This is a genomic window from Kitasatospora sp. UYEF31 (assembly GCF_057291755.1).
Genome location: NZ_JBXAWK010000016.1, coordinates 62,317 through 88,577, shown reverse-complemented (window position 1 = coordinate 88,577; position 26,261 = coordinate 62,317). Strand labels below are relative to the sequence as shown.

Annotated in this window: 25 protein-coding genes and 2 pseudogenes; 14 read left to right on the top strand and 13 right to left on the bottom strand. The window is 69.0% G+C overall.

The features are described from left to right. Positions 1–296: 296 nt before the first annotated feature. Complete coding sequence (locus AC0Z36_RS10950) at positions 297–719, top strand: pyridoxamine 5'-phosphate oxidase family protein (RefSeq protein ID WP_485462581.1); 423 nt, start codon at positions 297–299, stop codon at positions 717–719. A gap of 181 nt (positions 720–900) precedes the next feature. Here AC0Z36_RS10950 and AC0Z36_RS10945 read toward each other — a convergent pair whose 3' ends face one another. The 5 genes from AC0Z36_RS10945 to AC0Z36_RS10925 form a co-directional block, all read right to left on the bottom strand. Further along, complete coding sequence (locus AC0Z36_RS10945; protein WP_485462580.1) at positions 901–2,475, bottom strand: ATP-binding cassette domain-containing protein; 1,575 nt, start codon at positions 2,473–2,475, stop codon at positions 901–903. Beyond that, positions 2,472–4,016 (bottom strand): ABC transporter substrate-binding protein, encoded by a 1,545-nt coding sequence (locus tag AC0Z36_RS10940; RefSeq protein ID WP_485462579.1) that lies wholly within the window; start codon positions 4,014–4,016, stop codon positions 2,472–2,474. Before AC0Z36_RS10940 ends, AC0Z36_RS10945 begins: the two co-directional genes overlap by 4 nt. After that, positions 4,013–4,978: an ABC transporter permease gene (locus AC0Z36_RS10935; RefSeq protein WP_485462578.1), complete on the bottom strand. Its 966-nt coding sequence runs from the start codon at positions 4,976–4,978 to the stop codon at positions 4,013–4,015. The genes AC0Z36_RS10940 and AC0Z36_RS10935 overlap by 4 nt, the downstream gene beginning before the upstream one ends. Next, positions 4,975–5,937: an ABC transporter permease gene (locus AC0Z36_RS10930; RefSeq protein WP_485462577.1), complete on the bottom strand. Its 963-nt coding sequence runs from the start codon at positions 5,935–5,937 to the stop codon at positions 4,975–4,977. Before AC0Z36_RS10930 ends, AC0Z36_RS10935 begins: the two co-directional genes overlap by 4 nt. A gap of 142 nt (positions 5,938–6,079) precedes the next feature. Continuing rightward, positions 6,080–6,811: a biliverdin-producing heme oxygenase gene (locus tag AC0Z36_RS10925; protein WP_485462576.1), complete on the bottom strand. Its 732-nt coding sequence runs from the start codon at positions 6,809–6,811 to the stop codon at positions 6,080–6,082. Positions 6,812–7,096: 285 nt separating this feature from the next. Here AC0Z36_RS10925 and AC0Z36_RS10920 point away from each other — a divergent pair, with 285 nt between their 5' ends. The 4 genes from AC0Z36_RS10920 to AC0Z36_RS10905 all read left to right on the top strand — a co-directional run bounded on the left by AC0Z36_RS10920 (position 7,097) and on the right by AC0Z36_RS10905 (position 10,388). Continuing rightward, positions 7,097–7,756, top strand: coding sequence for a neocarzinostatin apoprotein domain-containing protein (locus AC0Z36_RS10920; protein ID WP_485462575.1), 660 nt, complete (start codon positions 7,097–7,099; stop codon positions 7,754–7,756). Positions 7,757–7,827: 71 nt separating this feature from the next. Continuing rightward, positions 7,828–8,148: a DUF2470 domain-containing protein gene (locus AC0Z36_RS10915; protein ID WP_485462574.1), complete on the top strand. Its 321-nt coding sequence runs from the start codon at positions 7,828–7,830 to the stop codon at positions 8,146–8,148. 313 nt (positions 8,149–8,461) lie between these two features. Continuing rightward, positions 8,462–9,910 (top strand): MDR family MFS transporter, encoded by a 1,449-nt coding sequence (locus tag AC0Z36_RS10910; RefSeq protein ID WP_485462573.1) that lies wholly within the window; start codon positions 8,462–8,464, stop codon positions 9,908–9,910. 145 nt (positions 9,911–10,055) lie between these two features. Then, on the top strand, positions 10,056–10,388 hold the full coding sequence (locus tag AC0Z36_RS10905) for an AAA family ATPase (RefSeq protein ID WP_485462572.1): 333 nt from the start codon (positions 10,056–10,058) through the stop codon (positions 10,386–10,388). A gap of 662 nt (positions 10,389–11,050) precedes the next feature. Here AC0Z36_RS10905 and AC0Z36_RS10900 read toward each other — a convergent pair. Then, on the bottom strand, positions 11,051–12,202 hold the full coding sequence (locus AC0Z36_RS10900) for an LLM class flavin-dependent oxidoreductase (protein ID WP_485462571.1): 1,152 nt from the start codon (positions 12,200–12,202) through the stop codon (positions 11,051–11,053). Between the two features lie 190 nt (positions 12,203–12,392). Here AC0Z36_RS10900 and cysC point away from each other — a divergent pair, with 190 nt between their 5' ends. After that, entirely contained in the window at positions 12,393–12,971 is a 579-nt protein-coding gene (gene cysC / locus AC0Z36_RS10895; RefSeq protein WP_485462570.1) for an adenylyl-sulfate kinase, read from the top strand. A gap of 205 nt (positions 12,972–13,176) precedes the next feature. Here cysC and AC0Z36_RS10890 read toward each other — a convergent pair whose 3' ends face one another. Then, entirely contained in the window at positions 13,177–14,820 is a 1,644-nt protein-coding gene (locus tag AC0Z36_RS10890; protein ID WP_485462569.1) for an MFS transporter, read from the bottom strand. A 656-nt stretch (positions 14,821–15,476) separates the two neighbouring features. On the opposite strand from AC0Z36_RS10890, the gene AC0Z36_RS10885 reads away from it, so the two are divergent. From AC0Z36_RS10885 to AC0Z36_RS10870, 4 genes are read left to right on the top strand one after another with little or no spacing between them, the layout of a single operon-like run. Continuing rightward, positions 15,477–16,472, top strand: a complete 996-nt coding sequence (locus AC0Z36_RS10885; protein ID WP_485462568.1) for an alpha/beta hydrolase — start codon at positions 15,477–15,479, stop codon at positions 16,470–16,472. Position 16,473: 1 nt separating this feature from the next. Then, a complete protein-coding gene (locus AC0Z36_RS10880) occupies positions 16,474–17,607 on the top strand; it encodes an acyltransferase family protein (RefSeq protein ID WP_485462596.1) in 1,134 nt (377 codons plus the stop codon). A 10-nt stretch (positions 17,608–17,617) separates the two neighbouring features. Then, positions 17,618–18,970, top strand: coding sequence for a sensor histidine kinase (locus AC0Z36_RS10875; RefSeq protein ID WP_485462567.1), 1,353 nt, complete (start codon positions 17,618–17,620; stop codon positions 18,968–18,970). A gap of 15 nt (positions 18,971–18,985) precedes the next feature. Beyond that, entirely contained in the window at positions 18,986–19,651 is a 666-nt protein-coding gene (locus AC0Z36_RS10870; RefSeq protein WP_485462566.1) for a response regulator, read from the top strand. Between the two features lie 81 nt (positions 19,652–19,732). Here the strand turns inward: AC0Z36_RS10870 and AC0Z36_RS10865 are convergent, their stop codons facing one another. From AC0Z36_RS10865 to AC0Z36_RS10845, 5 genes are all read right to left on the bottom strand, one after another. Further along, positions 19,733–20,830 carry a TIGR03617 family F420-dependent LLM class oxidoreductase gene (locus AC0Z36_RS10865; protein ID WP_485462565.1) on the bottom strand — a complete coding sequence of 366 codons (1,098 nt, stop codon included), beginning with the start codon at positions 20,828–20,830 and terminating at the stop codon, positions 19,733–19,735. Positions 20,831–20,872: 42 nt separating this feature from the next. Then, positions 20,873–21,244, bottom strand: coding sequence for a hypothetical protein (locus tag AC0Z36_RS10860; protein WP_485462564.1), 372 nt, complete (start codon positions 21,242–21,244; stop codon positions 20,873–20,875). An 8-nt stretch (positions 21,245–21,252) separates the two neighbouring features. Further along, the gene (locus AC0Z36_RS10855; protein WP_485462563.1) at positions 21,253–21,723 is read right to left on the bottom strand and encodes a MarR family winged helix-turn-helix transcriptional regulator; all 471 of its coding nucleotides are present in this window, start codon (positions 21,721–21,723) and stop codon (positions 21,253–21,255) included. 384 nt (positions 21,724–22,107) lie between these two features. Beyond that, positions 22,108–22,968 carry an anti-sigma factor family protein gene (locus AC0Z36_RS10850; protein ID WP_485462562.1) on the bottom strand — a complete coding sequence of 287 codons (861 nt, stop codon included), beginning with the start codon at positions 22,966–22,968 and terminating at the stop codon, positions 22,108–22,110. Continuing rightward, the gene (locus AC0Z36_RS10845; RefSeq protein WP_485462561.1) at positions 22,965–23,573 is read right to left on the bottom strand and encodes a sigma-70 family RNA polymerase sigma factor; all 609 of its coding nucleotides are present in this window, start codon (positions 23,571–23,573) and stop codon (positions 22,965–22,967) included. Before AC0Z36_RS10845 ends, AC0Z36_RS10850 begins: the two co-directional genes overlap by 4 nt. 163 nt (positions 23,574–23,736) lie before the next feature. Between AC0Z36_RS10845 and AC0Z36_RS10840 the strand changes: the two are divergent. Beyond that, positions 23,737–23,895 (top strand): annotated as a pseudogene (locus tag AC0Z36_RS10840) (hypothetical protein); the annotation flags it as partial. 20 nt (positions 23,896–23,915) lie between these two features. On the opposite strand, the gene AC0Z36_RS10835 reads toward AC0Z36_RS10840, so the two are convergent. Next, positions 23,916–24,899, bottom strand: coding sequence for a C-terminal binding protein (locus tag AC0Z36_RS10835; RefSeq protein ID WP_485462560.1), 984 nt, complete (start codon positions 24,897–24,899; stop codon positions 23,916–23,918). 107 nt (positions 24,900–25,006) lie between these two features. On the opposite strand from AC0Z36_RS10835, the gene AC0Z36_RS10830 reads away from it, so the two are divergent. The 3 genes and pseudogenes from AC0Z36_RS10830 (at position 25,007) to AC0Z36_RS10820 (ending at position 26,130) form a co-directional block, all read left to right on the top strand. Continuing rightward, complete coding sequence (locus AC0Z36_RS10830; RefSeq protein WP_485462559.1) at positions 25,007–25,669, top strand: GOLPH3/VPS74 family protein; 663 nt, start codon at positions 25,007–25,009, stop codon at positions 25,667–25,669. 34 nt (positions 25,670–25,703) lie between these two features. Then, positions 25,704–25,891: pseudogene (locus AC0Z36_RS10825) on the top strand (hypothetical protein); the annotation flags it as partial. A 35-nt stretch (positions 25,892–25,926) separates the two neighbouring features. After that, complete coding sequence (locus AC0Z36_RS10820) at positions 25,927–26,130, top strand: hypothetical protein (protein ID WP_485462558.1); 204 nt, start codon at positions 25,927–25,929, stop codon at positions 26,128–26,130. Positions 26,131–26,261: the final 131 nt, after the last annotated feature.

The window sequence follows — 26,261 nt, the reverse complement described above, 5'->3', positions numbered from 1 at the left end:
AACGCCCCGGAGCGGCCGCTGGCAATGCATGCACATGCGAAATATCGATAGCAAATGATGGTTTGTCGGTAAACACCGGACCGGTATGCGGCAGATCTGTAACCCGGTCACCACCGGTAAGCCGTTCGGGAAGCGCCGCCGGACGCCTGGGCCGGACGAGCGGTCACAGCCGGCGCCCGTTTGTTCCGTGAAGCGGTCCGCAGGACACCAAGACCGGAAAAGAACCTCCCCCGCGTACCTGTCACACGGGACCTTCGCCCCGGGTTTACGCAGGGCAGCGGTGAGAGGATCTACACATGGAAACGCACACACAGACGGTCGAGGAGCTGACAGTCGGCGAAGCACTGCGGCTGATGTCCCGGGCACCGCTGGGTCGTGTCGTCTTCACACTCGACGCCCTGCCGGTCATCCGCCCGGTCGCCTTCGCCTTCGAACCGGACGACACCGTGGTCATCCGCGTCGTCGCGGAGACCAGGGCGGTCCACGCCCTGCGGGAGAATGTGGTCGCGCTCCAGACCGACGAGTACGACATGGCCGCGCGCACTGCCTGGAACGTCACCGTCACCGGGCGGGCGGTGTCGCTGGACGACCCGTGCGACATCGAGCGCGCCGAGCAGATCCTGCCGCCGGCCTGGAGCCGGGGCGGCGACACGGCCTACTTCCGGATCCGCCCCACACTGGTCACCGGGCGGCGGCTGCGCCAGGCCGCCGCGGTCTGAGCCGACCACCGGAGGGCCGCCGCGGTCCGGTCAGGCCACCAGAAGGCCGCCGCGGTCCGGTCAGGCCACCGGACACCAACACCAGGCGGTCGCCGCGGTCCGGTCAGGCCACCAGAAGGCCGCCGCGGTCCGGTCAGGCCACCGGACACCAACACCAGGCGGTCGCCGCGGTCCGGTCAGGTCAGCCCGCGACGCGGGCCGCCTGAGCACTGCCCAGGAGCGTACGGGTGTACTCGTGCGCCGGGCGGAGCAGGACATCCTCCGCCGGGCCTGACTCCACCAGTCGCCCGCCGTACATCACCGCGACCTTGTCGGCCAGCCGCGTGGCGACGTCGATTTCGTGGGTGATCAGCACGATCCCCAGGCCGTAGGCGTCCCGCAGCTCCGCGAGCAGGTCCAGCACTGTGACCTTCACGCTCGCGTCGAGCGCCGCCGTCGGCTCGTCGAGCACCAGCAGGCGGGGCCGGACGAGCAGGGCCCTGGCCAGCGCCATCCGGGCCAGTTCACCGCCGCTGAGGTCACGCGGCAGCCGGTCCAGGAGTCCAGGGCTGAGCCCGACCCGGTCCACCATCCCGACGACCAGCTTGTCCCGTCCGGCCCCGGTGTCCGCCAGGTTGTGGACCCGCAGCGGCTGGTCCAGGGCGTGCCGGAGGGTGCGGCGCCGGTTGAACGCGGAGCGGGGGTTCTGGGTCACCAACTGGACCAGGCGCCGCTGCCCGGGGGTGCGCAGCGCGGGCAGGCTCACGCCGTCCAGGACCAGCGCACCGGATGTGGGTTCGAGCAGCCCGGCGAGCAGCCGGCCGACGGTGGTCTTGCCGGAGCCTGACTCGCCGACGAGTGCGAGCACCTCCCCCTCCCCCACGGTGAAGGAGACGTCCGCGACGGCGTGCACGGTCTTCTTGGAGCGCCAGGTGCCCGCGGCGAAGTCCCGTACGAGATTCCCGGCACTCAGCAACACGTCAGCGGGGACGGTGGCGGGGCGGGGCCCGGCGACGGCCGTGGCGGCCAGCAGTCCTCGGGTGTACGGGTGCTCCGGTGCGCCGAAGAGTTCCCGCACGGGTGCGGTCTCCACCAGCTCCCCGCCGGTCATCACACCCACGCGGTCGCAGACCTGCGCGATGACGCCCAGGTCGTGCGAGACGTAGAGGACCGCGAGGCCCAGCCGGGACCGCAGGTCGAGCAGCATCTTCAGGACGTCGGCCTGGACGGTCGGGTCCAGGGCGGTGGTCGGCTCGTCGGCGAGCAGCAGGGTCGGCTCGTACGAGAGTGCGGCGATCGCGATGACGACCCGCTGCAGTTGGCCGCCGGAGAACTTCGCGGGCAGGTCGCGCGGCCGGTCGAGGACCGGGCCCAGGCCGATGTCGTACAGGAGTTCCCGCGTCGCGGGGTCGTCCAGTTTCGCGCCGAGGTACCAGCGCAGCTGGCGGCTGACGGCGGTGGTGGGCGACAGTGCGGTCATCGGCTGCTGCGGGACGTACGCGATCCGGTGCCCGCGGATCCGCTGGAGTTCGCGGTCGCCCAGGCCGGTCAGCGACCGGCCCTCGAAGTCGAGCCGCTCCGCCGTGCGCGCGGCCCCGTCCGGGAGCAGGCCGAGCAGCGCGGCGCACACCGTCGATTTACCGCTCCCCGACTCGCCGACCAGGCCGAACACTTCACCCGGCGCGATCTCGAAGGAGATTCCGCGGACGGCCCGCACGTCACCGGCGTAGGTGACTGAGAGGTCCTCGACCCGCAGCAGGGGCTGCCGCCCGGTCATGACGTGAAGCTCAGCCGCTGCGGCGCCAGTCGGCTGATCCGCAGCTGTCCCTGGTCGACGGGGCTGAGCTCCGCGCGCTGGGCGACGGCCAGCTTCGGGTAGACGGGCGGGAAGATCACCGCGTCCCGGGCGAGGATGCCGTCCACCTTCGTCAGCGCGGCGGTCCGTTCGGCCTCGTCGGAGGTCTGCCAGACCGTGTCGATCAGCCTGTCGACTTCCGGGTTCACATATCCGCAGCTGAGGATGTTGGTGGAGGACGCCGGGGCGAGTGTCAGGTAGTTGGCCGGGCCCGAGGTGAAGCCGGAGGAGAACGTGTTCATGAGCATGTCGTAGTCGCGCGACATCCACTTCTGCGACCAGGGTCCGCCGGGCAACTGCTCGATGGTGACCTTGATGCCGGCCTTCTCCCAGCCCGCGGCGAGGACCTGGGCGATGTCCCGCACGGTCTGGTTCGCGCCGGCGGTGAGGGTGAACGACTTCGGCCCGGTGACCTCGGCGAGCAGCGCGCGGGCCTGGGTGAGGTCCGGAGCCGGGGTATAGACGTCGGTCTTCGTGTAGCCGAGTTCGCCGGGGCCGATCGGCCCCTGCCCCGGCAGGCCGTTCCCGCCGTACACCCGGTCGAGGACGCCCTGCCGGTCCATCGACACCGCGACGGCCTTGCGGAACTTCGGGTCGCTGAAAGGCGGGCGCTTCACGTTGACGTAGGTCAGGACGTCGAGCGGTGCCTCGGCGAGGACCAGCTTCAGCGAGCTGTCCTTCGTGATCGTGTCGAAGGTGGCGTTCGCCGGGTCGGTGATCAGGTCGACCTTGCCCTGGCGCAGCGCGACGACGCGGGTGTTCGGGTCGGTGAAGACCGTGTACTCGATGCCCTTGAACGCTGAGCCTGGTCCCCCGTGGTAGCGGTCGAACTTCGACATGGTGAAGCTCTGCCCGGCGGTGAACTTGTCGAGCTTGTACGGTCCGGTGCCCATCATCGTGTCCTTGCGGGACGCGAACGCCTTGTGGGTGACGGGCAGGTTCGTCAGGTGTGAGCGGAGCAGTCCGTACGGCTTGGAGAGCTTGATGCGGACAGTGAGGTCGTCGACCTTCTCGAAGCTCTGGACGTAACCGATCATGTACGTGATCCACTCACTGCCCGACGACATGTCCATCATGTGCCCGAGGGTGGCGACCACGTCGTCGGCGCCGAAGGTGTCGCCGTTGTGCCAGGTCACGCCGGGCTTGAGCCGGATGGTCCAGGCGAGCTTGTCCGCGGAGACCTCGGGCTCGCCGACGGCGAGCAGCGGCACGGAAGTCAGTTTGTCGTCATAGGCGTAGAGCGACTCCATGACCGGTTCGGCGATCCACCGGGTGATCTCGGAGCCGGAGTCCAGCGGGTTCAGGTTGCTCGGCGCGGACGCGACACCGATGCGCAGGATGCCGTCCTTGTGCCGGTCGGTGACGCGGGAACCGGAGTCGGAGGAGCCGGCGCAGCCGGTGATCAGCCCGCCTGCGGCGAGCGCCGCGAGGCCGAGGAAACCACGGCGGTCGAGACCGGTCACTGGATGTTCTCCTTCACGCTTTCAGGTGTCGCGACTGTGCTTTCCACTTCCGCGCTGTCCACTGCTCCGCTTTTTGCCGCCGCGTTTTTCCCCGGCGTGTTTCTCCCCGGCGTGTTTCTCCCCGGCGTGTTTCTCCCCGGTGCCGGGCCGGTGCGCAGCCCGTCGCCGAGCAGGTTGAAACCGAGGATGCCCAGGATCAGGACGGTGCCGGGCAGTACGGCGTACCACCAGTCGCCGCCCAGCAGTTGGCCGCCGGCGTCGGCGATCAGGTTGCCCAGGGTCGCGTGCGGCGGGGCGACGCCGAGGCCGAGGAAGCTCAGGCCGCCTTCGGCGAACACCGCGACGGCGATCGCGGGCAGGGCCTGACCGAGGACCGGCGGCCACACGTTGACCAGGACTTCCCCGAACAGGATCTCCCGGCGGGGCACGCCGAGCCCGCGCAGGCCCGCGACGTAGTCCTCCTGCATCTCCACGACGGTGGCCGCGCGGGCGATCCGGGCGAAGTACGGGATGAATCCGACGCCGATGGCCAGTGCCACGCGCAGTCCGTTGCCGACGGTGCAGGGTCCGAGGTCGATGTCCTTGGTGCCCGTCAGGCCGATGGCGAACATGACGAAGATGAACTGGGGCAGTGCCTGCACGGTTTCGACCGTACGCATCAGCAGCGTGTCGAGGCGTCCGCCGTGCCGGAATCCGGCCAGGACACCGATCGCCGTGCCGGCCAGGACCGCCAGAGCGATCGCGCCGAAGGAGATGAGCAGGGAGGTCCAGGCACCTTCGGCGGTCCGGGCGAGCAGGTCGCGCCCGAGGTGGTCGGTGCCGAAGGGGTGTGCGCCGGAAGGTGCTTCGGGTCCCGGGGCGACCAGTGCGGTCGGGCTGCCGTGCAGGCGGCCGAATGTGGCGACCGTGAGGTAGAGCAGGACGCAGGCTCCGCCGACCCACAGAGTGAGCCTGCTTTTCACGTTGTCTCCCCCTGCCTGACCCGGGGGTCGACGAGCATCGTGACCAGATCGACAAAGAGGTTCAGCGACAGGAAGACCACCGCGGTGGCCACGCAGCCGCCGAGCGCGAGGGGGTAGTCCTGGCGTTGGAACGCGGTTGTCATCAACTGGCCGATCCCGGGGATCTGGAACACGCTCTCGACCAGGACGGTGCCGGACAACAGGCCGCCGATCAGCACCCCGGCCACCGCGAGGGTGGGTGCGAGCGCACCACGCAGCGCCACCCGGCGCAGCACCAACAGGGGAGAGCCGCCCATCGCGCGGGCGAACCGTACGTGGTCACTGTCCATCGCCTCGGACAACCCGCCGCGCACCGAACGGGTGAGCATCGCGAAAGCGGCCAGGGCGAGCACGCCCGACGGCAGGAGCAGCACCCGCAGGTTGGCAGCCGGGTCGGTGCCGAAGGCGATGAATCCGCCCGCGTTGGGCAGCAGGTCGGGGTGGTCCTGCCCGACGAGGACCAGGCACACCACCGCGAGCCAGTAGCCGGGGACCGACAGTGCGGCGACCGTGAGCACACCGATCGCCCGGTCGGCGGACCGGCCACGGCGCAGCGCCGACCAGGTCCCGGCGAGCGCTGCCGGGACCAGGGCGAGCAGGGCTGCGAGCAGGCCGAGTTCGAGGGACACCGGCAGTGCCTTGCCGATCTGCGCGCCCACCGCCGAGCCGTCGTACAGGGAGTTGCCGAAGTCGCCGCGCAGGAGTCCGGCGGCATAGTCGGTGAACTGGTGCGGCAGCGGCTTGTCGAGTCCCATCCGGTGTTCGACCGCCGCGCGGGCGGCCGGGTCGGCGGCGACCTGCGGGCTGAGCTGGTTGACCGGGCTGGCCGGGGAGGCGTGCAGGAGGAAGAACATCCCCGTGACGACCGCGGACATCACCACGACCACGCCCAGGATGCGGCGCAGCGCGTAGACCGCCATCGACCAGCCCTCTCCTGTTTCTTACACGCCGTGGACCGCAGACCCCGGGTAGGGGTGTCTGCGGTCCAGGGCCGCGAGTCGTCCGGTCAGTACCGTACGCCCCGCCTGTCGCTTTTCCGTTCAGGTGGTTCCGTACAGCAGCTCAGGCGGTCTTCTTGACGACTCCGGTGCGGAACTTGTCCATGTCCGCGCCGCAGTCGCTGAGCACGGCGCCGTTGATCTCGTAGGCCCACAGGACCTCGAGGATGACCCGCTCCTGCTCTTCGGCGTCCCACGGGGCGTTGTCCATGGCGGCGCGGTAGCCGGTCTTGAACTCGTCGAGGTCGCCGAGCGCGTCGAAGATGTAGAACTCGCTGCCCTGGACCGCGGGGAGGTCGTAGAGCTTGCGCATGCGCTTGGCGATGAACCGACCGCCGGACATGTCGCCGAGGTAGCGGGTGTAGTGGTGCGCGACGAAGCCGCCGGGCCAGTCGAAACACATCTCCCGCATGCGCTCGCGGTAGCGGACGTTGGCCGGGTTGGCCGGGTGCCTGGTCTTCCAGTCGGCACCGGCGAGGAAACGCATGTCACGCTCAAGCGCCGGGAGGCGGGTCAGCTCGACCGGGTTGAACGGGGCGGCGATCTCGTTCTCCCGCAGCACCGCTGCGGCCTCTTCGAGGACTTCGTACATCCAGTAGTGCTGGGCGGTCATCTCTGTGTAGGCGTCGCGGTTGAGCTCGCCCTTGAGCAGCAGGTCAAGGAACCCGGACCCCTCGGCGCTCTGGTGGTGCGCCCAGGAGCGCTCGCGCAGGACCTGGTGGAAGCCCTTGGGGGCTTCCGGCCCGGTCGTACCCTCGGTGGCTTCGGGCTCGACGGCTTCAGGCTGGGTCGTCATCAGGGGTTCCCCCTCGTTTCAGGCGATGCAGCCCTCAGGCGCAGTGGGGTCTGCGGCTCTGCCGGGGCATGGCGGTGTGTCGGAACAACGCGCACGGGTGGCTCCGCCGCGCACGACGGCGGCGTGAATGTGCGGTCTGACCGCAGTCTGCGTTGCTCCATACGGTGGAGTCAAGAAGTTACCGACATTCTGTCGGCACGATATCGGCGGGGGTCGACGGCCACCTCGCATCGCCTCCAGATTAGGATAGCCTCACCTGGCTCATTTGCTGCTCGAAGGACGACCATGACTTCTGCGCACTCCCCGCGACGCACCTTCGCGGGCGCCGCCGCCGTGCTGACCCTGCTCCTGTCGTGGCTGGTCCTGGGCAGCCAGGACAAGGCCTTCGCCGAAGGCGGCAAGCCGGCGCTGGCCGCCGCGAAGCCGACCGGCCTGAACCCGGAGGGTGAGACGCTCACCGTCAAGGGTTCGGGCTACGCGGCGGGCACTCCGCTGTTCGTCACCGTGTGCGACATGAGCAAGGGGCCGGGCCGCGCGTGTGACATGGCCAACTACAAGGCGGCCACCGCGGACGTGTCCGGCGCGTTCACCGTCGAGCTGAAGGCGGTCGCGAAGTTCGGCACCACCGACTGCCTCACCACCAAGTGCACGGTGGCGACGAGCCGCAGCGACAATCCGCGGGACCGCAGCCAGGAGGCCCTGCTGCCGGTCGGCTTCACCGGCGGCATCGCCGCGGGGCTGCCCGACATGGCCGCCGCACCGCCGGCCGGCGCACCCGCTGCTTCCGGGCACGACAGCGGGGCCGCGGCCGAGCACACCGCTGAGAAGAAGTCGGACGACGGCCCGACCGCCGCGACGCTCGGCTGGATCATCCTCGGCGTCGCAGTGTTCCTCTGCGTGGCGAGTGTCCTGATGAAGCTGTCGCAGCGGCGCAACACGGTGTGATTCCGCGCCGTCGCCGCGGTTTCTGAGCGGCACACCAGCCCCACCCCGCCCGAAGCAGACCTGAGGTTCCCATGAGCGACAGCACGTTCGGCCCCGACGTCGTCACCGCGATCAGCGCCCACATGAACGGTGACCATCCCGAGGACTGCCTGGTCATCGTGCGCGGCCTGGGCGGCCGGCCGGCCGCCGTCGGCGCGACGATGACGGACCTCGACGCGCTCGGTGCCGACTACCTGGTCACCGCCGCCGACGGCACCCGGGAGACCGTGCGGGTGCCGTGGCTCACCGAGCTGACCGAACGCCGCGAGGTCCGCGCCGAGGTCGTGCGCCAGTACGACGAGGCGTGCGCGAGCCTGGGCCTGCCGGGCCGGGACCCGGACGCGCAGCACTGATCACGTACTGAGTCCTCGGACGCAGCGGCGGCCCGGGAGGAGCACTCTCCCGGGCCGTCGCCGTTGTCATTGACCGTGCCGCGCCTTACTGTGCCGTGCCGCACTGTGCCAGGTTGTGCCGCACAGCGCTGTGCCGCACTGAACATTAAAAACCTAGTGACTACTAGGTTTTTACGGAGATAATGGCGGGTCGCCCTCCACCACTGAGGAACATTGGCCACGGCCGTTCAGAACCCCGGAGACCCGCTTTATGTCGCCGCAATCCATACCCGTGGAAAGTACTGACAAGGAGTCAGCCGCACCCCCTCCGCGCATGTCGCAGAAGGTCGTCGTCGCGATCGTCTTCGTCGCGGCCATGTTCGTCGCCATCCTCGACGTGACCATCCTCAACGTCGCCCTGCCGTCCATCGGCAAGCAGTTCCACGCGTCGTCCGAGGACTTCGGCATGATCGCGGTGGGCTACCTGGTCAGCCAGGCCGTGGTCATCCCGGCCTCCGGCTGGGTCGGCGACCGGTTCGGTACCAAGCGGGTCTTCCTCTTCGCCCTGGCCCTGTTCACCGTCGCCTCGACGCTGTGCGGCGCGGCGCAGAGCCTGGATCAGCTGGTCCTCTTCCGGATCCTGCAGGGCGTCGGCGGCGGCATGATGATGCCGGTCGGCATGGCCATGCTGTTCCGGGTCTATCCGCAGGAGGAGCGGGTCCGCGTCTCCCGGATCCTGATCATCCCGACGGCGATCTCCCCCGCGTCCGGGCCCGTCCTGGGCGGCCTGCTGGTGGACAACGCCTCGTGGCGCTGGGTCTTCTACATCAACGTCCCCATCGGCCTGGCCGCGCTCGTCTTCGGCGCGGTGTTCCTCAAGGAGCACCACCACCAGGCCCCGGGCCGCTTCGACATCCGCGGCTTCCTGCTGGCCGGCACGGGCTTCGCGGCACTCATGTACTCGCTGAGCGAGGGCGCGGGCAAGGGCTGGGACAGCCCGCTGATCATCTCCACCGGCGTCGCCGGTGTGCTGCTGCTCACCGCCATGGTCGTGGTCGAACTGCGCATCCCCGAACCGATGCTGAAGCTGCGCCTGTTCAAGGACAAGCTGTTCGTCTCCGCCAACCTCGTGTCGATGCTGGGCGGTATCGCCTTCATGGCGGTGCTGTACGTGTTCCCGCTCCTGTGCCAGCAGGCCTTCCACTGGTCGGCGCTCAAGACCGGCCTGCACACCTTCCCCGAGGCCTTCGGCGTGATGGCCGGAACGCAGCTGGCGTCCCGGATCTACCCGAAGCTGGGCCCGAAGCGGCCGATGTTCGCCGGCATGCTGGGTGTGGCCGTCTGCGCGGTGCTGCTGAGCACGATGGACCAGGACACCCCGACCGCCGCGATCCTCGCGATGCTGTTCTTCACCGGTTTCTGCATGTCCAACGTGTGGACGCCGATGCAGGCCGCGGCGTTCGCGAAGGTGGCGCCGGAGGACAACGGCCGCGCGTCGACCCTGTTCAACACCCAGCGCCAGCTGGGTTCGGCGCTCGGTGTCGCGATCGTCGGTACGGTCATCTCCGCCGTCGGCGCGTTCACGACGTCGTCCGCCGGTCCGGTCGCCAACCTGGACGCCTACCGCACCGGGTTCTGGGCCGCCGCGATCGCCTCACTTGTCGGTGCCGGTCTGTCGTTGCTGATCAACGACAAGGACGCCGAGGCGACGATGGGCAAGGCCAAGAAGACCGAGCCCGCGGCTGGGACCACCGGCGCGGAACCGGTCGCGGCTTCCGCATAGCAAGAGTTCAGCCGTACGGAAGGCCCGGCGCGTTTTCGCACGGAGCCTTCCGTACGTCCGGAAAATCGGGTGTCCCCGGCATCAGCAGGTCGGCGGCACCCGTCGTTCCCCGGCTCCCCGCCGCCCTGTGGGTAAATTGATGACTGTGTCCGAAGCGATGCGCCAAGCATCCGATCAGGCCGTCGTCCAGGAGTTGCGGCTCACGGCGTTCAAGTCGTTCCACGACGAGGTCCTGCCACTGTCCCCGCTGACGCTGCTCATCGGCCGGAACAGCAGCGGCAAGTCCAACACGCTGGACGGGCTTGAGGTGCTGTCACGGCTGGCCCGGGGGGATGACATCCGGGACGCTCTGAACTCCCGACAAGGTGCCGCCGGCCCGATCCGTGGCGGGCTCGAAGGCTGCGTTCCGCAGGGATGGACCAATTCACCCTCGGCTGTACGGTCGGCTCGGAGCGGGGACCGATCAGGCTGGACGTGACGGTCAGGGTGACACCGGAGGTGCAGATCGTCCATGAGCGGCTGACCGGGCCGACCGGGCGAGGAGGCAAGGTCCTTCTCGACGTGGAGGCTCCCGACGGAAGCCACAGTGAGCTTCCGGTCAGCTGGTTTGACGGCCGTAAGGGACCCGGTCCATACACGTCTTTGCGCTCATCCCGTCTGGTGACCTCCCAGCTTCCACTACGTGTGCCAGGCAAAAGAGTCGGTGAGAAAGACGTACTGACCGCCGCGGAACTGATGCTGTCAGCCTTGCGCGGGACCTTCCATCTCGATCCTGTCCCGCATCTGATGCGTCAGTACGTCCCACACCGCGATGTGAATCTGCGCCGCACCGGCGAGAACGTGTCCGCGGTCGTGGCCAGGATGGCGCGGCAGGGCCACCCGGGGTTCGGCCGTCTCCTTGATCTGCTAAGCGGACTGGCCGACCACGACATCGACCGCATCGCACTCAGTACCTCCGATCTCGGCGACGTGGTCACCACCGGCGCCGACAGCGGCTCGACCCTCATCGACCACGCCACTGCCCGGGTCGGCTGCGGCGACCTGTGCATCCTGGTCGAGCGCAACCGCTGCCCGCCGTCGCATACGGGGCTGGGCCCACTCCGAACGGAGTGGGCCCAGCCCCGTATGCGGTACGGACGATCAGGCGTTGCCCGCCGCTGCCGCGTTGCGGGCCGCCGCCGCCTTGCGGAACTTCGTGGTGCGGTGCTCCGGGTCCTTGTCGAACTTCGGGATGATGTGCTCGCCGAAGAGCCGGATGGTCTCCATCGTGCCCTCGAGGTCGTCGACACCCAGGCCGAGGACCAACTGGTCGACGCCGGCCGCCTCGAACTCCCGGATGGCCTTCATCGCGGTGTCGGGGTCGCCGCAGATGAACGCGCCCATGTCGGCCGCCGCGCGGACCATGTCCGCGTTGACGTCCTCGATCAGCTCGGGCCAGTACGGGATGCCCTCGGGGTGCGGGAACGTGTCGTGGTAGCGGAACACGTTCGAGGTGAGGTACATCGGGCGGGACTTGACCGCCTTCTGCACGGCCTCTTCCGTCGTCTCCGACACGAAACCGGTGGAGCAGATCATCACGTTGTCGTTCACGAAGTCACCGATGGGCTCGGCGTACTGGATGTTGTCCTTGTAGAGCTTCACGGCCTTCTCGGCCTGCTCCGCGTCGCCCACCGAGAAGCCGAGACACCCGAGCCCGTAGCGGGCCGCCATCTCGTACGACTGCGGCGAACCGGCGGCGTACCACATGGCCGGGTGCGAGCCGCCGTACGGCTTCGGGAGGATCTTGCGGGGCGGCAGCTCCCAGAACTTGCCCTTGTAGCCCTGGTATTCGTCCTGCATGAACATCTTCGGGAACTCCCGGATGACGTCTTCCCAGATCTCCTTGGTCCCGGACATGTCCTCCATGCCGGGCAGGAAGCCGAGGATCTCGTGCGAGCCGGCGCCGCGGCCCGTACCGAACTCGAAGCGGCCCTGGGTGATCTGGTCGAGCGTGGTGACCCGCTCGGCGACCTTGGCCGGGTGGTTCACCTGCGGCAGCGGGTTGAAGATGCCCGAGCCGATGTGGATGTTCTTCGTGGCGTGCGCGAGGTAGCCGAGCAGCACATCGTTCGCGGAGATGTGCGAGTACTCGTCGAGGAAGTGGTGCTCGGTCACCCAGGCGTACTTGAAGCCCGCCTTGTCCGCCGCGACGCAGTACGCCAGCTCGTTCATGATCGCTTCATGTTCGGCGTTGGGGTTGCCCTCGCGCCGGAACTTGGGGACGTACCCCTGGATGAAAACGCCGAATTCCACGAAATATCTCCATTGCCTATGCCGGTGACATCTCTGTCACGGTCCGTCGGAGTGTGTCCACAGGCTAGGAAGACAACTAGACAGGGTCAATGACTTTCGGAGGGCCCGCCGTGGTGACGCCGGTCACTACAGCGTGCATTTGTGCAGGTGACACGTGTGCAAGCGGTGTTTCGCACTACCGTTGGGCACTATGAGCGAGAACGTCGTATGGCATGAGGGCGGCATCAGCCGCGCGGATCGGGCCACCCGCGGGGCCACCGTCTGGTTCACCGGACTGTCGGGATCGGGCAAGTCCACCGTCGCGGTGGCGTTTGAAGGACTGCTGACGGAACGTGGCATTTCCGCCTACCGGCTCGACGGCGACAATCTGCGCCACGGGCTCAACGCGGACCTCGGTTTCAGCGAAGCCGACCGTACGGAGAACATCCGCCGCGTCGGCGAGGTGGCCCGGCTGTTCGCGGACGCCGGGCTGGTCGCGATCGTCCCGGTCATCAGCCCCTACCGGGCCGACCGTGATCGCGTACGCGGACTCCACCGCGACAGCGGACTCCCGTTCCTGGAAGTGTTCGTCGACACACCGATCGAGGAGTGCGAGAAGCGCGACCCCAAGGGGCTGTACGTGAAGGCGCGGGCCGGGGAGATCTCCGACTTCACCGGGATCTCCGCACCGTACGAAGCGCCGCAGGCCCCGGAGCTGCGGCTCACCCCGGCCGACGGTGATCCCGTACAGCAGGCGGCTCTTGTCCTTGCCGCGCTGGAGAAGATCTGAACCCACGCACGTCAGTCATGTGCACAGATCCCCCTGAATGATCTCCTCATGGGCGTGATGTGCATGTCCGACGCGGCGGAATCCATACCGGACAAAAACAGCGGGGCCCCGGACAACCGGGACCCCACTGCTTGTTGACCGTCAGTCAGGTTGACGGTCAGTCTGATCGACCGTCGGTCAGGCCGACCGTCGGTCAGCTCGACCGTCAGTGACCCAGACCGCCCGTGGCCGGCTTGCGGCCGTGCTTCATGAAGAAGGCCAGCACCATGGCGACCAGACCGACGGCGGCCAGCATCCAGAAGCCGGTGACAAAACCGTCCTCGGTGTAGGTCTCCGGGATCGGGCTGGTCTTGGTGCCACCGGTGGGGAGCGGGAAGGTCACGGTGAACTTGTTCGCCGCCAGGACCACACCGGCGAGGGCGGTGCCCACGGCCGCGCCGAACGCCTGGCCGACGACCAGCATGCCGGAGCTGACCCCCTGCTGGTCCTGCGGCACCGCTTCGATCATCAGGTTGGGCGCGGCGGCGTAGTACATGCCGAAGGCGATGCCGAAGACCGCTCCACAGATGAGGAGTTGGACCCACGAGCCGTGCATGAAGACGTACATCACCATGGCGGTGGTCATCAGGGTGAGGGACACCATCAGCGGCAGCCGGAGGCCGGACTTCTGCGACCAGTATCCGGTCAGCGGACCGGCGACCATGCTGCCGAGCGACTGCCAGACCATCAGGTGCAGTGCCAGCGCCAGCAGGGTGAAGCCGAGCGAGTAGGACAGCGGGTCGTTGAAGACCGCCATCGGGCCCATCTGCTGGGCGATCGCCGGGATCGCCTGGTCCGGCAATCCCTGCAGCTTGGCCGCCTCAGCCGCCGAACCCATGACGACCAACTGCTTCATCTCGGCGGCCTTGGGCGTCAGCCCCATGAAGGACGTTGCGTAGTTCTGCACACCGACGAGGATGTTGGCCAGGAAGCCGATCGCGACGACCACCAGGACCTTGGGGTTGGTCAGCAGCTTCAGGTCCATGATCGGGTCCTTGGTGTTCTTCTCCCACAGGGCGAAGGCGGCGACCATGGCGGCACCGCCGATCCCGTACGCGATCGACGTGGGCTTGCCCCAGCCCCAGTGCTGACCGTTGGAGACGTACCACAGGAGCATCGCCACGCCGCCGCCCAGCAGGACGGAGCCGATCCAGTCGAGCTTCTGCTTGACCCGCAGCCGGGTCTCCGGCACCAGGAAGATCAGCGGCGGGATCAGCACGATCATGTAGATGAGCAGGAACCAGAACAGCGAACGCCAGCTGTAGTGGTCCGTCAGCAGGCCGCCCACGATCGGTGCGACGGCGGCGGAGAGGCCGAGGCCGGTGGCGGAGATGCCGATGGCGACCGGCACGAACTTACGCGGCATCAGGTCGCGGATCAGACCGAAGACCATGACGGTCATGGCGAACGCCACGCCCTGCAGGCCGCGGCCGAGCAGGAACATGCCCCAGCTCTCGGTGAGCGCGCAGACCAGGGTGCCGGCCAGGAAGGAGAAGCTGCAGCCGAGCAGGATCTTCTTTTTGCCGTAGAGGTCGGAGGCCCGTCCCAGAAGCGGGCTGATCGCGCCGCCGACCAGGGCGATCATCACGGTCATCCAGGTGATGTTGTCACCGGCCGTGGGGAACGACGGGGCGATATCGCGGGTGGCCGTGGACACCATCGCGTACTGCAGCGGAACAACCTCGGCGAACATCACGATGGTCGCCAGTACGGCGATCAGCTTGCCCTTCGAAGCACCTTCGAGGCGGCCGGTGACGTCCTCCGAAGCCGACTCGGGTGGCTTTCCGGATTTACTGAGGGTCTCAGACATGGTTCGTCGGACCTTTCGAGCTCGTACGGAGGCGCATCAGGGCGATGCGCTGAGTGCGGGGTGACGGGATCTCCCCGGCGCGCAGGGGGCGCCGGGTCCCACACCTGCCGCATCGGACACGTGTCGTCTGCTGACACGCAGTCATGCGGTGGGTGCGGTTTTGAGGAGGGCGGAAACGGTCCAGCGGATACGGGGCGCCTCATGAGCGCTGCACCGTCTGCCGCACGTCGTCGGAGGCCGACGTGCCGGGCCGAACTGCTTGACAGTGTTTAACAGATCACCTCGGCGCTTGGGAAGAGAATTCGCGCGCCACTGATCGCCCATGCCCATCTCGTGATCAGTTGTGATCGCCGCCACGTATGACAGAACGTCAGCAAGCGGATGTATGACGGCTTTTCGCTGCGGAAGGTGAATCGCGGGGCACGACGCCGATCACAATCGGCACCGGGGACTCCGTGGCGGACCGACAGCGGACCGACGACTGCTCTCCCGTCCGGAAACGCGCGCTACCCGCGCCGGGTGGTACAGCGCCCGGTCACCCCCGTCATACCTGCGGGCTACGCCGCAGGTGCCCTCCCCAGCGGGACGCCGACCACAAAGCGTGATCCATAGCTTCGTCCCAGGACGCCACACCACCTGGAACGGAAGGATCCGCCGTGAAGGCCCCCCTCGCCTCCCTCATCTCCCTCACCCGGCTGCGCCGCGGGCTGCTCGCCGCGCTGGTCAGCACCGCAGTCGTCGTGCCGGTCTCGGCGGCGGCCAGGCCCGCGGTCCCGGCACCGGCACCGGCGCGGCTCGCGCCGGTCTCCGCCGACTCCCTCGGCGCGCGGTACACCGCGAACCGGGACAACATCGCCGAGGCGGCCCGGATGGCCGCGGCGGACGGTGCCAGCGGCCGGGCCGAACGGCTTTGGGCGCTCACGGAGCCGGGGCGGCAGTTCCTGTCCTTCGACGGGCGGGGCGGCGGGCGGGTCGTGGAGGTCCTCGGTGACCTGGCGTCAGCCCGCAGGGTGGCCGTGCTCGTTCCGGGTTCGGACACAAATCTGGACACCTACGACGGCGGCGGCTCGTACAAGCGGCTGGGCGGCGGTGCCGTCGCACTGCGCGATGAGCTGCGCCGCCAGGACCCGGCGGCGTCGGTCGCCGTGGTCACCTGGCTCGGGTACACGACCCCGGACACGGTCAGCACCGACGTCCTGAGCGTCGGGTCAGCCGACCATGCGGCTCCGGACCTGCGGAAACTCGTCCAGGAGCTGCATGCCGCGACGCCGGGGGCCGGCATCGCACTGTTGTGCCATTCGTACGGTTCGGTGGTCTGCGGGCGCGCCGCGCCCGGTCTGACCGTGGACGACATCGTTCTGTACGGAAGTCCAGGCGCCGGCGTGAACACTGTCAACGACCTCCGGACACCGGCCCGCGTCCTGGTCGGCCGGGGCGGTGGCGACTGGATCGCGGACATCCCGCACGTGCGCCTGAGCCTCTTCGGCGTGACCCTCGGCCTCGGCGCCGACCCGGCGTCCGCGGACTTCGGGGCCCTGCCCTTCGCGGCCGGTGACGGCGGCCACAGCGACTACCTCAAGCCCGGCTCCCTGTCTCTGCACAACCTCGCCCGCATCGCGCTGGGCCGCGCTCCGGAGGCCTCCCATGGCTGAAATGCGTTCCCTCGTACGGACGATAGAAGCTTCGACCCCGCCGGACCGGGACCGCGCGGTGGACGCCCTGCGGGCCTTCGCGATCCTCGGGGTCGTCCTCGGCCACTGGCTGGTCACCGCCATCACGGTCAACGAGGACGGCGGACTGCGGGCCACGAGTCCCCTGCGGCTCCTGCCCGAACTGACGCCGGTTTCCTGGGTGTTCCAGACCCTGGCCGACTTCTTCCTGGTGGGCGGGCACGTCGGGGCGAAGGGCTATGCCACGGCACGGGCCCGCGGGACGGGCTACCGCAGGTGGCTCGGCGCGCGGCTCCTGCGGCTGTTCAAACCGGTCGCGGCGGTGCTCGGCCTGTGGGCCGTGGTCACCGCGGGCCTGCTGGTGACAGGCGTCGGCTTGCAAACCGTACGAACGCTGTTGACGTTGGTTCTGTCCCCGCTGTGGTTCCTGCTGGTCTTCACCGCGTTGACGGCGCTGACCCCGCTGGTCACCCGGCTGAACCCGGTGTGGCCGCTGGCCGTGGTGGGTGCCGTGGACCTGGTCCGCTTCGGCCTCGACGGACCCGAACAGCTGGGCTGGGTCAATGTGTTCGCGGGCTGGCTGGTCCCCTACTGCCTCGGCGCGGCCTGGGCGCGCAGAGACATCAGGAAGTCAACTGCCTTAGCGCTGCTGGCCGGTGGAGTCATCGCGACGGTCACCCTCGTCCGCTTGGGCGGCTACCCGGCGAGTATGGTCGGGGTGCCCGGCGCGGCGGTGTCCAACCTCAACCCGCCGACGCTCGCAGCGGTCACCTTCGGGCTGGCCCAGTGCGGGCTCGCGCTACTGCTGCTCGGCCCGCTGCGCCGGGTGCTGCGGCGGCCGGCGGCCTGGGCTGCGGTCGCGGTGGTGAACCTGTCCGCGATGACCGTCTTCCTGTGGCACCAGACCGCGATGATGGCGGTGACCACCACCGGCCTGCGCTTCGGGACGCTGCCCGGACTGCACACCACACCCGACGGGTACGGATGGGTTGCCGCCAGGCTCTGCTGGCTGCCGGTGTTCGCCCTGGCGCTGGGCGTGTGCTGGGGAGCCTTCCGTACGTTCGAACAATCCCGGAACCGACGCCCTGTCAAGGCCGCGGCCGGCAGCCGTGTTTAAGGTTGATCTTGTGCAGAGGACACGCAGGAACCCGCTCCGGGCCGTCGGCCCGGCCTTCAGCACGGCGTGGGAAGACCTGACCGACTTCAGCTCCCTGCCGCTGCCGCGGATGAAGACCGGGCCGCGGTGGGTCAACTGGCTGCCGCACACCCTGATCGTCCTCTACGCCCTCATCCTGCTCCGCGTGAGTGAGGATGATCTGTACTCCAGTTACGGCATCGGCGGCGCGCTGAGCCAGCCGCTGGCCACCGCGAGCGCGCTGGCCCTCCTCATAGCCCTGCGCCGGCCGGCGGCCGCCTGGTGGCTGTCGACCGCGACCATGGTCGTGACCGCGCAGGCGATGGCGACAGCGACCACGGCCGTGACCGCGCAGCCGGCGCTCCCGCACGTGCCCCAGCAGGACACCTGGCCCTGGACCAGCGCCGGGATCTGGAGCCACGTCGCCGTGCTCTTCCTCCTCACTCTGCGGGTGCGGACCAGAGTCGCCGTCGAAGCTCTGCTGCTGAACGTGCTGTGGACGGTCGTCGCCGTGTTGTGGGGAGGGCGCGGCTACGCTTCGAGCGCGCTGATCGCCTTCATCCTGTTCACCGTCGTGGTGGTCGTCGGTTCTTCGCTGCGCAGCCGGCGCGAGGCCGAGAACCTGCTCACGGAGCAGGAGGTCCTGACCGCCGAGGAGCGGGGGCGGCGCACTCTCCTGGAGGAACGCGGCCGGATCGCCCGGGAGCTGCACGACGTGGTCGCGCACCACATGTCGGTGATCTCGATCCAGGCGCAGGTCGCCGTGCACCTGGTCGACAATCCGTCCGAGGAGCTGAAGGAGAACCTCGCGGGCATCCGCGGGAACGCGCTCGAAGCCCTCGCGGAGCTGCGCAACGTGCTCGGGCTGCTGCGGGCGGAGGAGAGCGCTCCCACGGCCCCGCAGCCGACCCTCGCCCGGCTCGACGGGCTGGTGGAGAACGTCCGCGCCGCCGGGGTCCCGGTGACGGTCGAAAGCACCGGTCCGGCGGAGCCGTTGCCGCCCGGTGTCGAACTGTCCGCCTTCCGGATCGTGCAGGAGGCGTTGAGCAACGCGCTTCGCCACGCGCCGGGTTCGTCGGTCCGGGTGTGGATCCAGTATGCGGAGCGCAGTGTTCAGATCCGGGTGGTGAACACCCCGCCGGAGAAGGCGGCGCCGCTGTCGCCGGGCGCGGGGCACGGGCTGCTCGGCATGCGTGAGCGCGCTGCCATGCTGGGCGGCGAACTGGCCGCCGGGCCCACTCCCGGCGGCGGGTTCGAAGTGACTGCATTCCTGCCGGTTGCAGGCCAGGCGGGAGGCCAGGTGCCAGGCGGGAGGCCGAGCGGCAGGTCAAGCGGAAATCCCTGAGGAGGGCAAGGACACATGACCATCCGGGTAGTGATCGCCGACGATCAGATGATGGTCCGTCAGGGCTTCACCGTGCTGTTGAACGTGCAGCCCGACATCGAGGTCGTCGGGCAGGCGGTGGACGGCCTCGAAGCGGTCGCCCGGGTCGCCGAACTCCGGCCTGATGTCATCCTCATGGACATCCGGATGCCGGAGCTCGACGGCATCGAGGCCACCCGCCGCATCTCCGCAGACCCGGATTCGACGGTCAAGGTCCTGGTGCTGACCACGTTCGACCTCGACGACTACGTCTATGAGGCGTTGCGCGCGGGGGCCTCCGGCTTCCTGCTCAAGGACGCGTCAGCCGACCAACTGGCCGAAGCCGTACGGGTCGTGGCGGCCGGTGACGCCCTGCTCGCCCCCAACATCACCAAGCGTCTCATCGCCGAGTTCTCCCGGATGGGCGCCCCACGGGCGCCCGCGAAGGACCGCGTCGGCAGCCTCACCGAACGGGAGACCGAAGTCCTCACCCTCATCGCACAGGGGTTCTCCAACGCGGAGATCGGCGGCCATCTGGTGCTCGCTGAGCAGACCGTGAAGACCCATGTCAGCCGGATCCTGGTGAAGCTGGGGTTGCGGGACCGCACCCAGGCGGCGGTGTACGCGTACGAGTCGGGCCTCGTCCGGCCAAGTTCTGCGTAACGGGGCGACACGAAGATCACGATGACCGAAATCCTGGTTATTCGCGCTCCATAAGCATGATTTCGGTCATCGTGATCTTACCTACGCGAGTCTTCTGTACGTGTCGGCAACCTGCGCCCAGCGCTCCACGGCGGGCGCGGAGACCGAACCGTCGGCCGCCCGCCAGTCCCCCACCGCCGAGTAACACACGACGCGACCGGCCGTGCCCCGGTAGCGGTCGGCCAAGAGCTCCGGCAGTTCGTCCCAGGTGGCCGACAGCAGGAACTCGTCGAGCATCGGGTCGGTGATCTGCGCCGCCATGCCGGCCGTGTCCTTGGTGGCGAACAGCCGGGCCAGCGTGGGCTGGATGCCCTCCCAGCCGTGCTGGGACAGGACTTTCGTGTACCCGGGGGTCGACGCGTAGAAGGCGATCCGCAGCCTGGCCTTGTCCCGTTGCCGGGCGATCTCCTCGTCGGTGTCCCCGACCGCCGTCATGACGGGGCAGACGAGGGTGATGTCCTCGACCGCGCGCCCGGCTTTGCGGGCGCCTTCCGCCAGTTCAGGCCGTACGACATCGTTCAGGTAGGAAATGCTGTGCAGCGGGTGGACGTGCAGGCCGTCGGCGACCTCGCCGGCCATCCGCAGCATCCACGGGTTGACCCCGGCGAGGTAGACGGGCGGGTCGGCGTGCGCGGACGGGCCGGGCGACCATTCCGGAGTGAGCAGCGAGAACTTGTAGAAGTCCCCGTCGAAGCGCAGGCGTTCCGCGCCGCGGAAGGCCCGCCAGATGGCGCGGACAGCGGCGACGTACTCCCGGAGCCTGGGCCCGGGGCGGTCGAACTCGGCACTGTACCGGCGCTCGACGTGTGCGCGCACCTGTGTGCCCAGGCCGAGGATGAACCGGCCGCCGGTGGCTTCGGAGAGTTCCCAGGCGGCCTGCGCGCTGACCATGGGGCTACGGGCGAAGGCGACGGCGATGCCGGTGCCGACGGTGAGCCCGCCGCCAGGCCCGGCCGTGGGTCCGTTGGTGCCTCCGCCGGTGGCGAGCGCGGCGGCGGTGGCCGCACCGTAGGCGGTCCGGCCACCTTCCGTCAGCCACAGTCCGTCGAAGCCGACGCGTTCGGCGGTGCGGGCGATCTCCTGCATCGTGCGCAGGTCGGCGCCGGCGGCCATCACGTCAAGTTTCGGCAGCGCTGTCATCCGGAGCCCCTTTGTGAATTTCCCTCCGGAAGCTGTGACGCCTCAGGTGGCTGTGGCACCTTCGCCTTCGCCTTCGCCGGCGTTGGTGTTGGCGTTGGTGTTGGCGTTGGCGTTCTCGGCGGCAGTGACCAGCGCGGCGGGGAGGACTTCGTCAGCGGGCAACGAGCGTGAGGCGACGCCCAGTTCGACGGCCTCACGGCCGCTGGAGGTCCGCCCGTTGAGCAGCAGGTCAGCGGCGACCGCCCTGCTCACCGTACGGGGAAGGGTCCAGTGTGAATGCGCGTCGAGCCGGGCGTAGGCCTCGCCCATCGCCCGGCCCATGGCCGCGGAGAAGACGTTGAGCCGGTCGGGGCGGTCGGGCGTGAGGGCGGCGACGCCGCCGGCGAAGTCAGTCCGGAGCAGTGTTCCGGCCACTTCCCCGCCTAATCCTCCGAGGTGGGGTGCAGGTCGTTCTGCGCCATGTCCTCGACGAACTTGGTCAGCAGGCGGGCGAAGTCCTCACGTTCGGACTCCTCCCACTTGCCCAGCATCTCATTGAGGTGCTGGTCGAGGACGGCGGCGACCTTGCGGCGGACGGCGTCGCCGCGCGAGGTGAGCGACACTACGCTGACGCGGCCGTCGTCGGGGCTGGGCGTGCGCCGGACGTAGCCGTCGCGCTCGAGCTGGCCGATCTGCCGGGCGGTGGCGCCGGGGTCCATGTTGGTGCGGCGGGCGAGCTCGCCCATCGGCATCGGCCCGGACTTCTTGATCCTGCGCATCAGCACATAGGCCGGCTGGGAGATGCCGGCACCGGCCGCTTCCGCCTGGCGGGCGTACACCCGGCGGCTGGCGTGCCGCCGCAGGAGGGTCTCCAGCGCCCGCTGGATCGTATCGACGTTCTCGGTGGAGTTCACCGGAACATGATACCAGTGCTTGACTCCGTCAATTTTATCGTTCAAGTACAAATGCCGGAGATTGTTAAGACGGATGAGCAGGCCGGTTCTTCAGGAAGCCTACTCCCGGCGGGGGTTCCACTCCGAATCGCGACAGTGCGCGCGAAGGTGTGCGACCACCCCGGTCCCGACGGAGGACCGGGACCGGAGCGGACAGCTGCGACTATGACAGTGTGACCGCGCCCACACAATGGCCAACGGGCTGATGGCGCCAATGGGTCCGGACCAGTTCCACAGCGGGCGTCCGCACGACGGGGTTTTCCACCCACTGAGCACGGATCTGTTTCACACCGCGACGCTGAGCACGGATCTGTTTCACACCGCGACGCTGAGCACGGATCTGTTTCACACCGGGACACTGAGCAACGTCCGGCCGTCGTCGGTCCGTACGTCGAGTTGTCTGATGTCCGCCCGCTGGGTCGGCACCGCGCCGTGCACGGTCAGGGGATTGGGCTGCCCGGAGACGCCGTAGCCCTTCGGCGGGACCGTCCAGCCGGACGCGACCTCCTCCTTGCCGTCCTTGCCGACCGCGATCAGGCGGCAGGTCAGGGGGCCCGTCACACCCGACAGGTCGAGGCCGAGGTGTGTGCCCCAGCCCTTCGATTCGAGCAGGACCTTCGCCGAGGCCCCGGTCGTGGTGTTGCCCGCGGAGAAGTACTCCCCCGGCTGCCCCGGGGCGGCGCCCGGATACATCGGGTCGTAAGCGGAGGCCGACTTCGTGTCCTCGGCGCCGAACACCACCGAGCCGATCCCGAAACTCATCCCGACGAGGGCCGCCGCGGCGGCGACCGCCGTGAGCGCACGGCCGGTCTTTCGCCGCCGTTCGCGTTCGGCCCGGTGCCGCAGCAAGTCGAGGAGCACACCGTCCCCGGCCGTGCCCGTCGGCTCAACCGTCTGCTCATCTGCCCGCCCGGGGCTGACCGGCGGCAGCGCGGCGACACCGGTGTCGCCACTGCCGTTGCGGCCGTTGCTGCCGAAGCGGACGGGCACGACCGTCGAATCCGCGAGGATGTCGAAACCGCCGGAGCCGAACTCCGCCGGGTCGAGACCGCGCAGCGCGGCCCCGATGCCGGAGAACTCCGCGACCTCGGCCCGGCAGGCCGGGCAGGACCGCAGGTGCTCCTCGAAGGCCGCGCGGTCCCCGTCCGTCAGGAGACCGAGGGCGTACGCGCCGACATCCGTGTGCTCCACCGGTGTGCTGGTCATGCCGTCACGCCCCTGTCCTCCAACGCCGTTCGCAGCGCGCGGACCGCGTAGTACACCCGGGACTTCACCGTGCCGACCGGGATGCCCAGCACCTCGGCGGCCTGGTTGACCGTCCGGTCCCGCAGCAGCGTCTCCACCAGAATCTCGCGGTGGGCCGGACTCAGCGTCAGCAGTGCCTTTGCGACTTCCATGCTGTGCAGGAGTTCGTCCACGCCGTCGCCGGTGACCGCGCCGGGGGCGGTGTGCAGGGGCTCCTCGCCGACTTCATGGGGACGGACCGCGCGGCTGCGCCTCTCATCTATGACGATACGTCGGGCGACGGTGGCCAGCCAGGGCATGAGCGACTGGGCCTGCTGGTCGATGCGGTCCGCGTTGCGCCAGGCGCGCAGGAGGGTCTCCTGGACGATGTCCTCGGCCCAGTGCCGGTCCCCGCCGGTCTGCCGCAGCACGTAGGAAAGGAGGAGTCCGTGGTATTCCCGGTAGAGCCGGTAGGCGAGTTCGTCCGCGTCGGTGGGAGGTGCGGGCGGCGTGGCGTCCGACGGTTCAGCGGACTGCGGTCCCTGTCCGACTGTGGACGAGCCGCGCCGGAACACCGATTTGAGCATCGCCACCTCCCCGAACGCTCGGCCTGAGGTTCCTGAGCGTAGCCGCCGTGCGGCCGCCCGGTGAGTCCTGAGGCAAAGGTCTGCTGGGGATCAGCACCGCGACCTGCGGTCCCGTACAGCTTGGAAAAATCATCGGCCGGAGCTGAACCCGCACACGGGCCGGGTGCGTATCTGTAGGTGTACGACAAGGGACGAATACCGACGCATTGTCGGGGAGACGGTGCTCGGCTGCTTCGTCGGTCAGGCGTCCAACGTCATCGGGCCGTTCGTGGTCGACAGTGACGGCCGTACGCTCTACCGCTTCGACAAGGACGCCAAGCCGGGTGACGCGGACCGTCCGGGTTACCGCTGCGCTCGGAGCGTGGCCGAGTCCAGCACTTCCCGGTTGACCAGCCCCGCCGGAAGGCGTCCGCGCAGCACCTCCGCCACGTTCCTGGCCGCCTTCTCCAGGATCTCCACCGCCGCGCCCGCGGACAGATAGGCCACGTGCGGGGTGATCAGCGCCTCCGGGTGGCGGCGCAGCGGATGGCCGGCAGGCAGCGGCTCCGGTTCGGTGACGTCGAGGCCGACTCCGGCCAGGTGCCCGGATTCGAGTGCCGCGGTGAGCGCGTCGGTGTCGACCAGGCCGCCCCGGGCGGTGTTGATGAGGTAGGAGCCGGGTTTCATGAGCGCCAGTTCGGCTTCGCCGATGAGCCCGTGGGTCCCGGCCGTGAGCGGGCAGTGCAGGGAGACGATGTCGGACCCGGCCAGGAGTTCTTTCAGGTCGCCGGTGGCGCGCGCGCCTGACGGCATGTCATCCGTACGGCCGCCTCGTCGGTAGACGAGGACTTCCAGGCCCATGGCCTGGGCGCGGGTGACGACTTCGCGGGCGATCGCGCCGAGGCCGACCAGGCCCAGGGTCATGCCGCGCAGGCGCGGGGGCACGTCTTTGCCCCCGGTGCCGATGCCGCCCCGGGCGGCGGACGTCAGCGGACCCAGTCGGCGGACGACTGCCAGGAGCAGGAGGATCGTGTGGTCCGCTACTTCGTCGGTGCAGTAGTCGGGGACGTTGGCCACCATCATCCCGAGGGATGTCGCGTGTTCCACATCGATGTTGTCGACGCCGACGCCGTAGCGGGATACGAGGGTGCAGTTCACGGCGGCGTCCAGGACGCGTGCGTCCACGGGCCGCCAGCAGGTGAGGATCGCGTCGGCGCGGGCCGCGAGCGGGGCGAGGTCTTCGTCCGGGGCCGCTGTCACGAGTTCGACGCCGGGGTCGGCCAGGATGCGGCGCTCCACGTCCAGGTCGGCCCAGTAGTAGTCCGTCACCAGCACTGTCCGGCTCACCGACGGCCTCCCTGTCGTGTTCTTCTGTTGATCTCCCACCGTACGGGTGCTCCCGCTGATCCGGCGCCGGGTGTGGCATCCGCCGGGCAGTGGGCAGGGGAACCCGTATGAACCCCACCATTGCGCAGGAGTTGTTCCTTCTCGCCCTCGACGACGAAGGGCACGTCAGTAAGCGCGACAAGCTGGACTACGGGCTGATCGGCGGCTCGATGCTCGAACTGACCTTTGCCGGGCGCATCGGTTTCGACGCGAGGAAACTTGTCCTCATCGACGGGCTCCCGACCGGCGCGGAGCCGCAGGACACCGCGCTTGGCCTGATCGCCGCGTCGAAGCCGCGCAAGCCGGCCGACTGGATGCGCAAACTGCGCGGTCCGGCCGGGTGCAAGGCGGTGGCGGGCACGCTCGCCGGGACCGTGCGCGTGGACAGACGCACCCGCCTGGGGGTCTTCTCCAGCACGCGGTACGTCCAGACCGATCGCGCTGTGCGCGACGCCGTGGTCGCCCGGCTTGAGTCGACGGTCCTCGACCGCACCACACCCGATGCCCGCACCGCTGCCCTCGCGAGTCTGGTCCTGTCCGTCGACTTGCAGAAACACCTGTTCCCGCGGGCTGACCGCAGGCAGGTCAAGGCACGGCTGAAGGAACTCGCCGAGGGCGAGTGGGCGGGTGCCGCCGTACGGAAGGCCATCGCAGCCGCCCAGGCCGTGGTCAACGCGGCGGTCATCGCGAGCGTCACCGCGGGGTCCGCCGGGTCCGCCGGTTCGTCCTGATGCCAGGTGTGGCGGCGGCCGGCTCCCGGGCCCGGTTTTCAGCCAGGGGGTTTCCGCGGGCATCGATTTGGCGTTGCGGCTGATCGGGCGGCTGATCGGGCGGCTGATCGGGCGGCTGCACGGCGGGACCACTCGCGGGCAGTGCGGCGTTACATCGCGTGCGAGCCGGCTCCGCCGTACCTCGCGGACGAGTCTGCGGGCGACTTTGTTGACGGACCCTAAGGTGATTCTCAGATTCGTCGGGCATGGTTCGATGCATGGATACGAGGATGCGGAACAGTGAATACTTCCCCGGGCTGAAGAGCTCTAACGAGCATGCGGAGTTCTGTCAGCCGTCGGGCAGCCCGCCGCCGGTCCCTCGCAAGCACCGCCGCCCGGCCAGAGTCGTGGCCGCGGTCGCCCTGGCGATGAGCCTGGCCGGGACCGCTGCGGGCGAGGCGCTCACGTATGCGCCTTTTTAAGAAGAATTGAATATCCCCGACATACAGGTCTTTGCGTGTTTTCTCCGGCAAATCTGTCATGGCGCGTACGTATCCAGCGAGCCCGGCCGACGCGATGGAAGAACCTTCAAAGATCAGGGCGGGGGCGCCAG

What these genes read in the sequence shown, in the direction of transcription:
- AC0Z36_RS10845 (WP_485462561.1), bottom strand. Translation starts at nt 23,573, where the DNA reads ATGCTCAAATCGGTGTTCCGGCGCGGCTCGTCCACAGTCGGACAGGGA.
- AC0Z36_RS10880 (WP_485462596.1), top strand. Translation starts at nt 16,474, where the DNA reads ATGCGTTCCCTCGTACGGACGATAGAAGCTTCGACCCCGCCGGACCGG.
- AC0Z36_RS10890 (WP_485462569.1), bottom strand. Translation starts at nt 14,820, where the DNA reads ATGTCTGAGACCCTCAGTAAATCCGGAAAGCCACCCGAGTCGGCTTCG.
- AC0Z36_RS10925 (WP_485462576.1), bottom strand. Translation starts at nt 6,811, where the DNA reads ATGACGACCCAGCCTGAAGCCGTCGAGCCCGAAGCCACCGAGGGTACG.
- AC0Z36_RS10950 (WP_485462581.1), top strand. Translation starts at nt 297, where the DNA reads ATGGAAACGCACACACAGACGGTCGAGGAGCTGACAGTCGGCGAAGCA.
- AC0Z36_RS10870 (WP_485462566.1), top strand. Translation starts at nt 18,986, where the DNA reads ATGACCATCCGGGTAGTGATCGCCGACGATCAGATGATGGTCCGTCAG.
- AC0Z36_RS10920 (WP_485462575.1), top strand. Translation starts at nt 7,097, where the DNA reads ATGACTTCTGCGCACTCCCCGCGACGCACCTTCGCGGGCGCCGCCGCC.
- AC0Z36_RS10945 (WP_485462580.1), bottom strand. Translation starts at nt 2,475, where the DNA reads ATGACCGGGCGGCAGCCCCTGCTGCGGGTCGAGGACCTCTCAGTCACC.
- AC0Z36_RS10910 (WP_485462573.1), top strand. Translation starts at nt 8,462, where the DNA reads ATGTCGCAGAAGGTCGTCGTCGCGATCGTCTTCGTCGCGGCCATGTTC.
- AC0Z36_RS10915 (WP_485462574.1), top strand. Translation starts at nt 7,828, where the DNA reads ATGAGCGACAGCACGTTCGGCCCCGACGTCGTCACCGCGATCAGCGCC.
- cysC (WP_485462570.1), top strand. Translation starts at nt 12,393, where the DNA reads ATGAGCGAGAACGTCGTATGGCATGAGGGCGGCATCAGCCGCGCGGAT.
- AC0Z36_RS10865 (WP_485462565.1), bottom strand. Translation starts at nt 20,830, where the DNA reads ATGACAGCGCTGCCGAAACTTGACGTGATGGCCGCCGGCGCCGACCTG.
- AC0Z36_RS10830 (WP_485462559.1), top strand. Translation starts at nt 25,007, where the DNA reads ATGAACCCCACCATTGCGCAGGAGTTGTTCCTTCTCGCCCTCGACGAC.
- AC0Z36_RS10820 (WP_485462558.1), top strand. Translation starts at nt 25,927, where the DNA reads ATGGATACGAGGATGCGGAACAGTGAATACTTCCCCGGGCTGAAGAGC.
- AC0Z36_RS10850 (WP_485462562.1), bottom strand. Translation starts at nt 22,968, where the DNA reads ATGACCAGCACACCGGTGGAGCACACGGATGTCGGCGCGTACGCCCTC.
- AC0Z36_RS10930 (WP_485462577.1), bottom strand. Translation starts at nt 5,937, where the DNA reads ATGGCGGTCTACGCGCTGCGCCGCATCCTGGGCGTGGTCGTGGTGATG.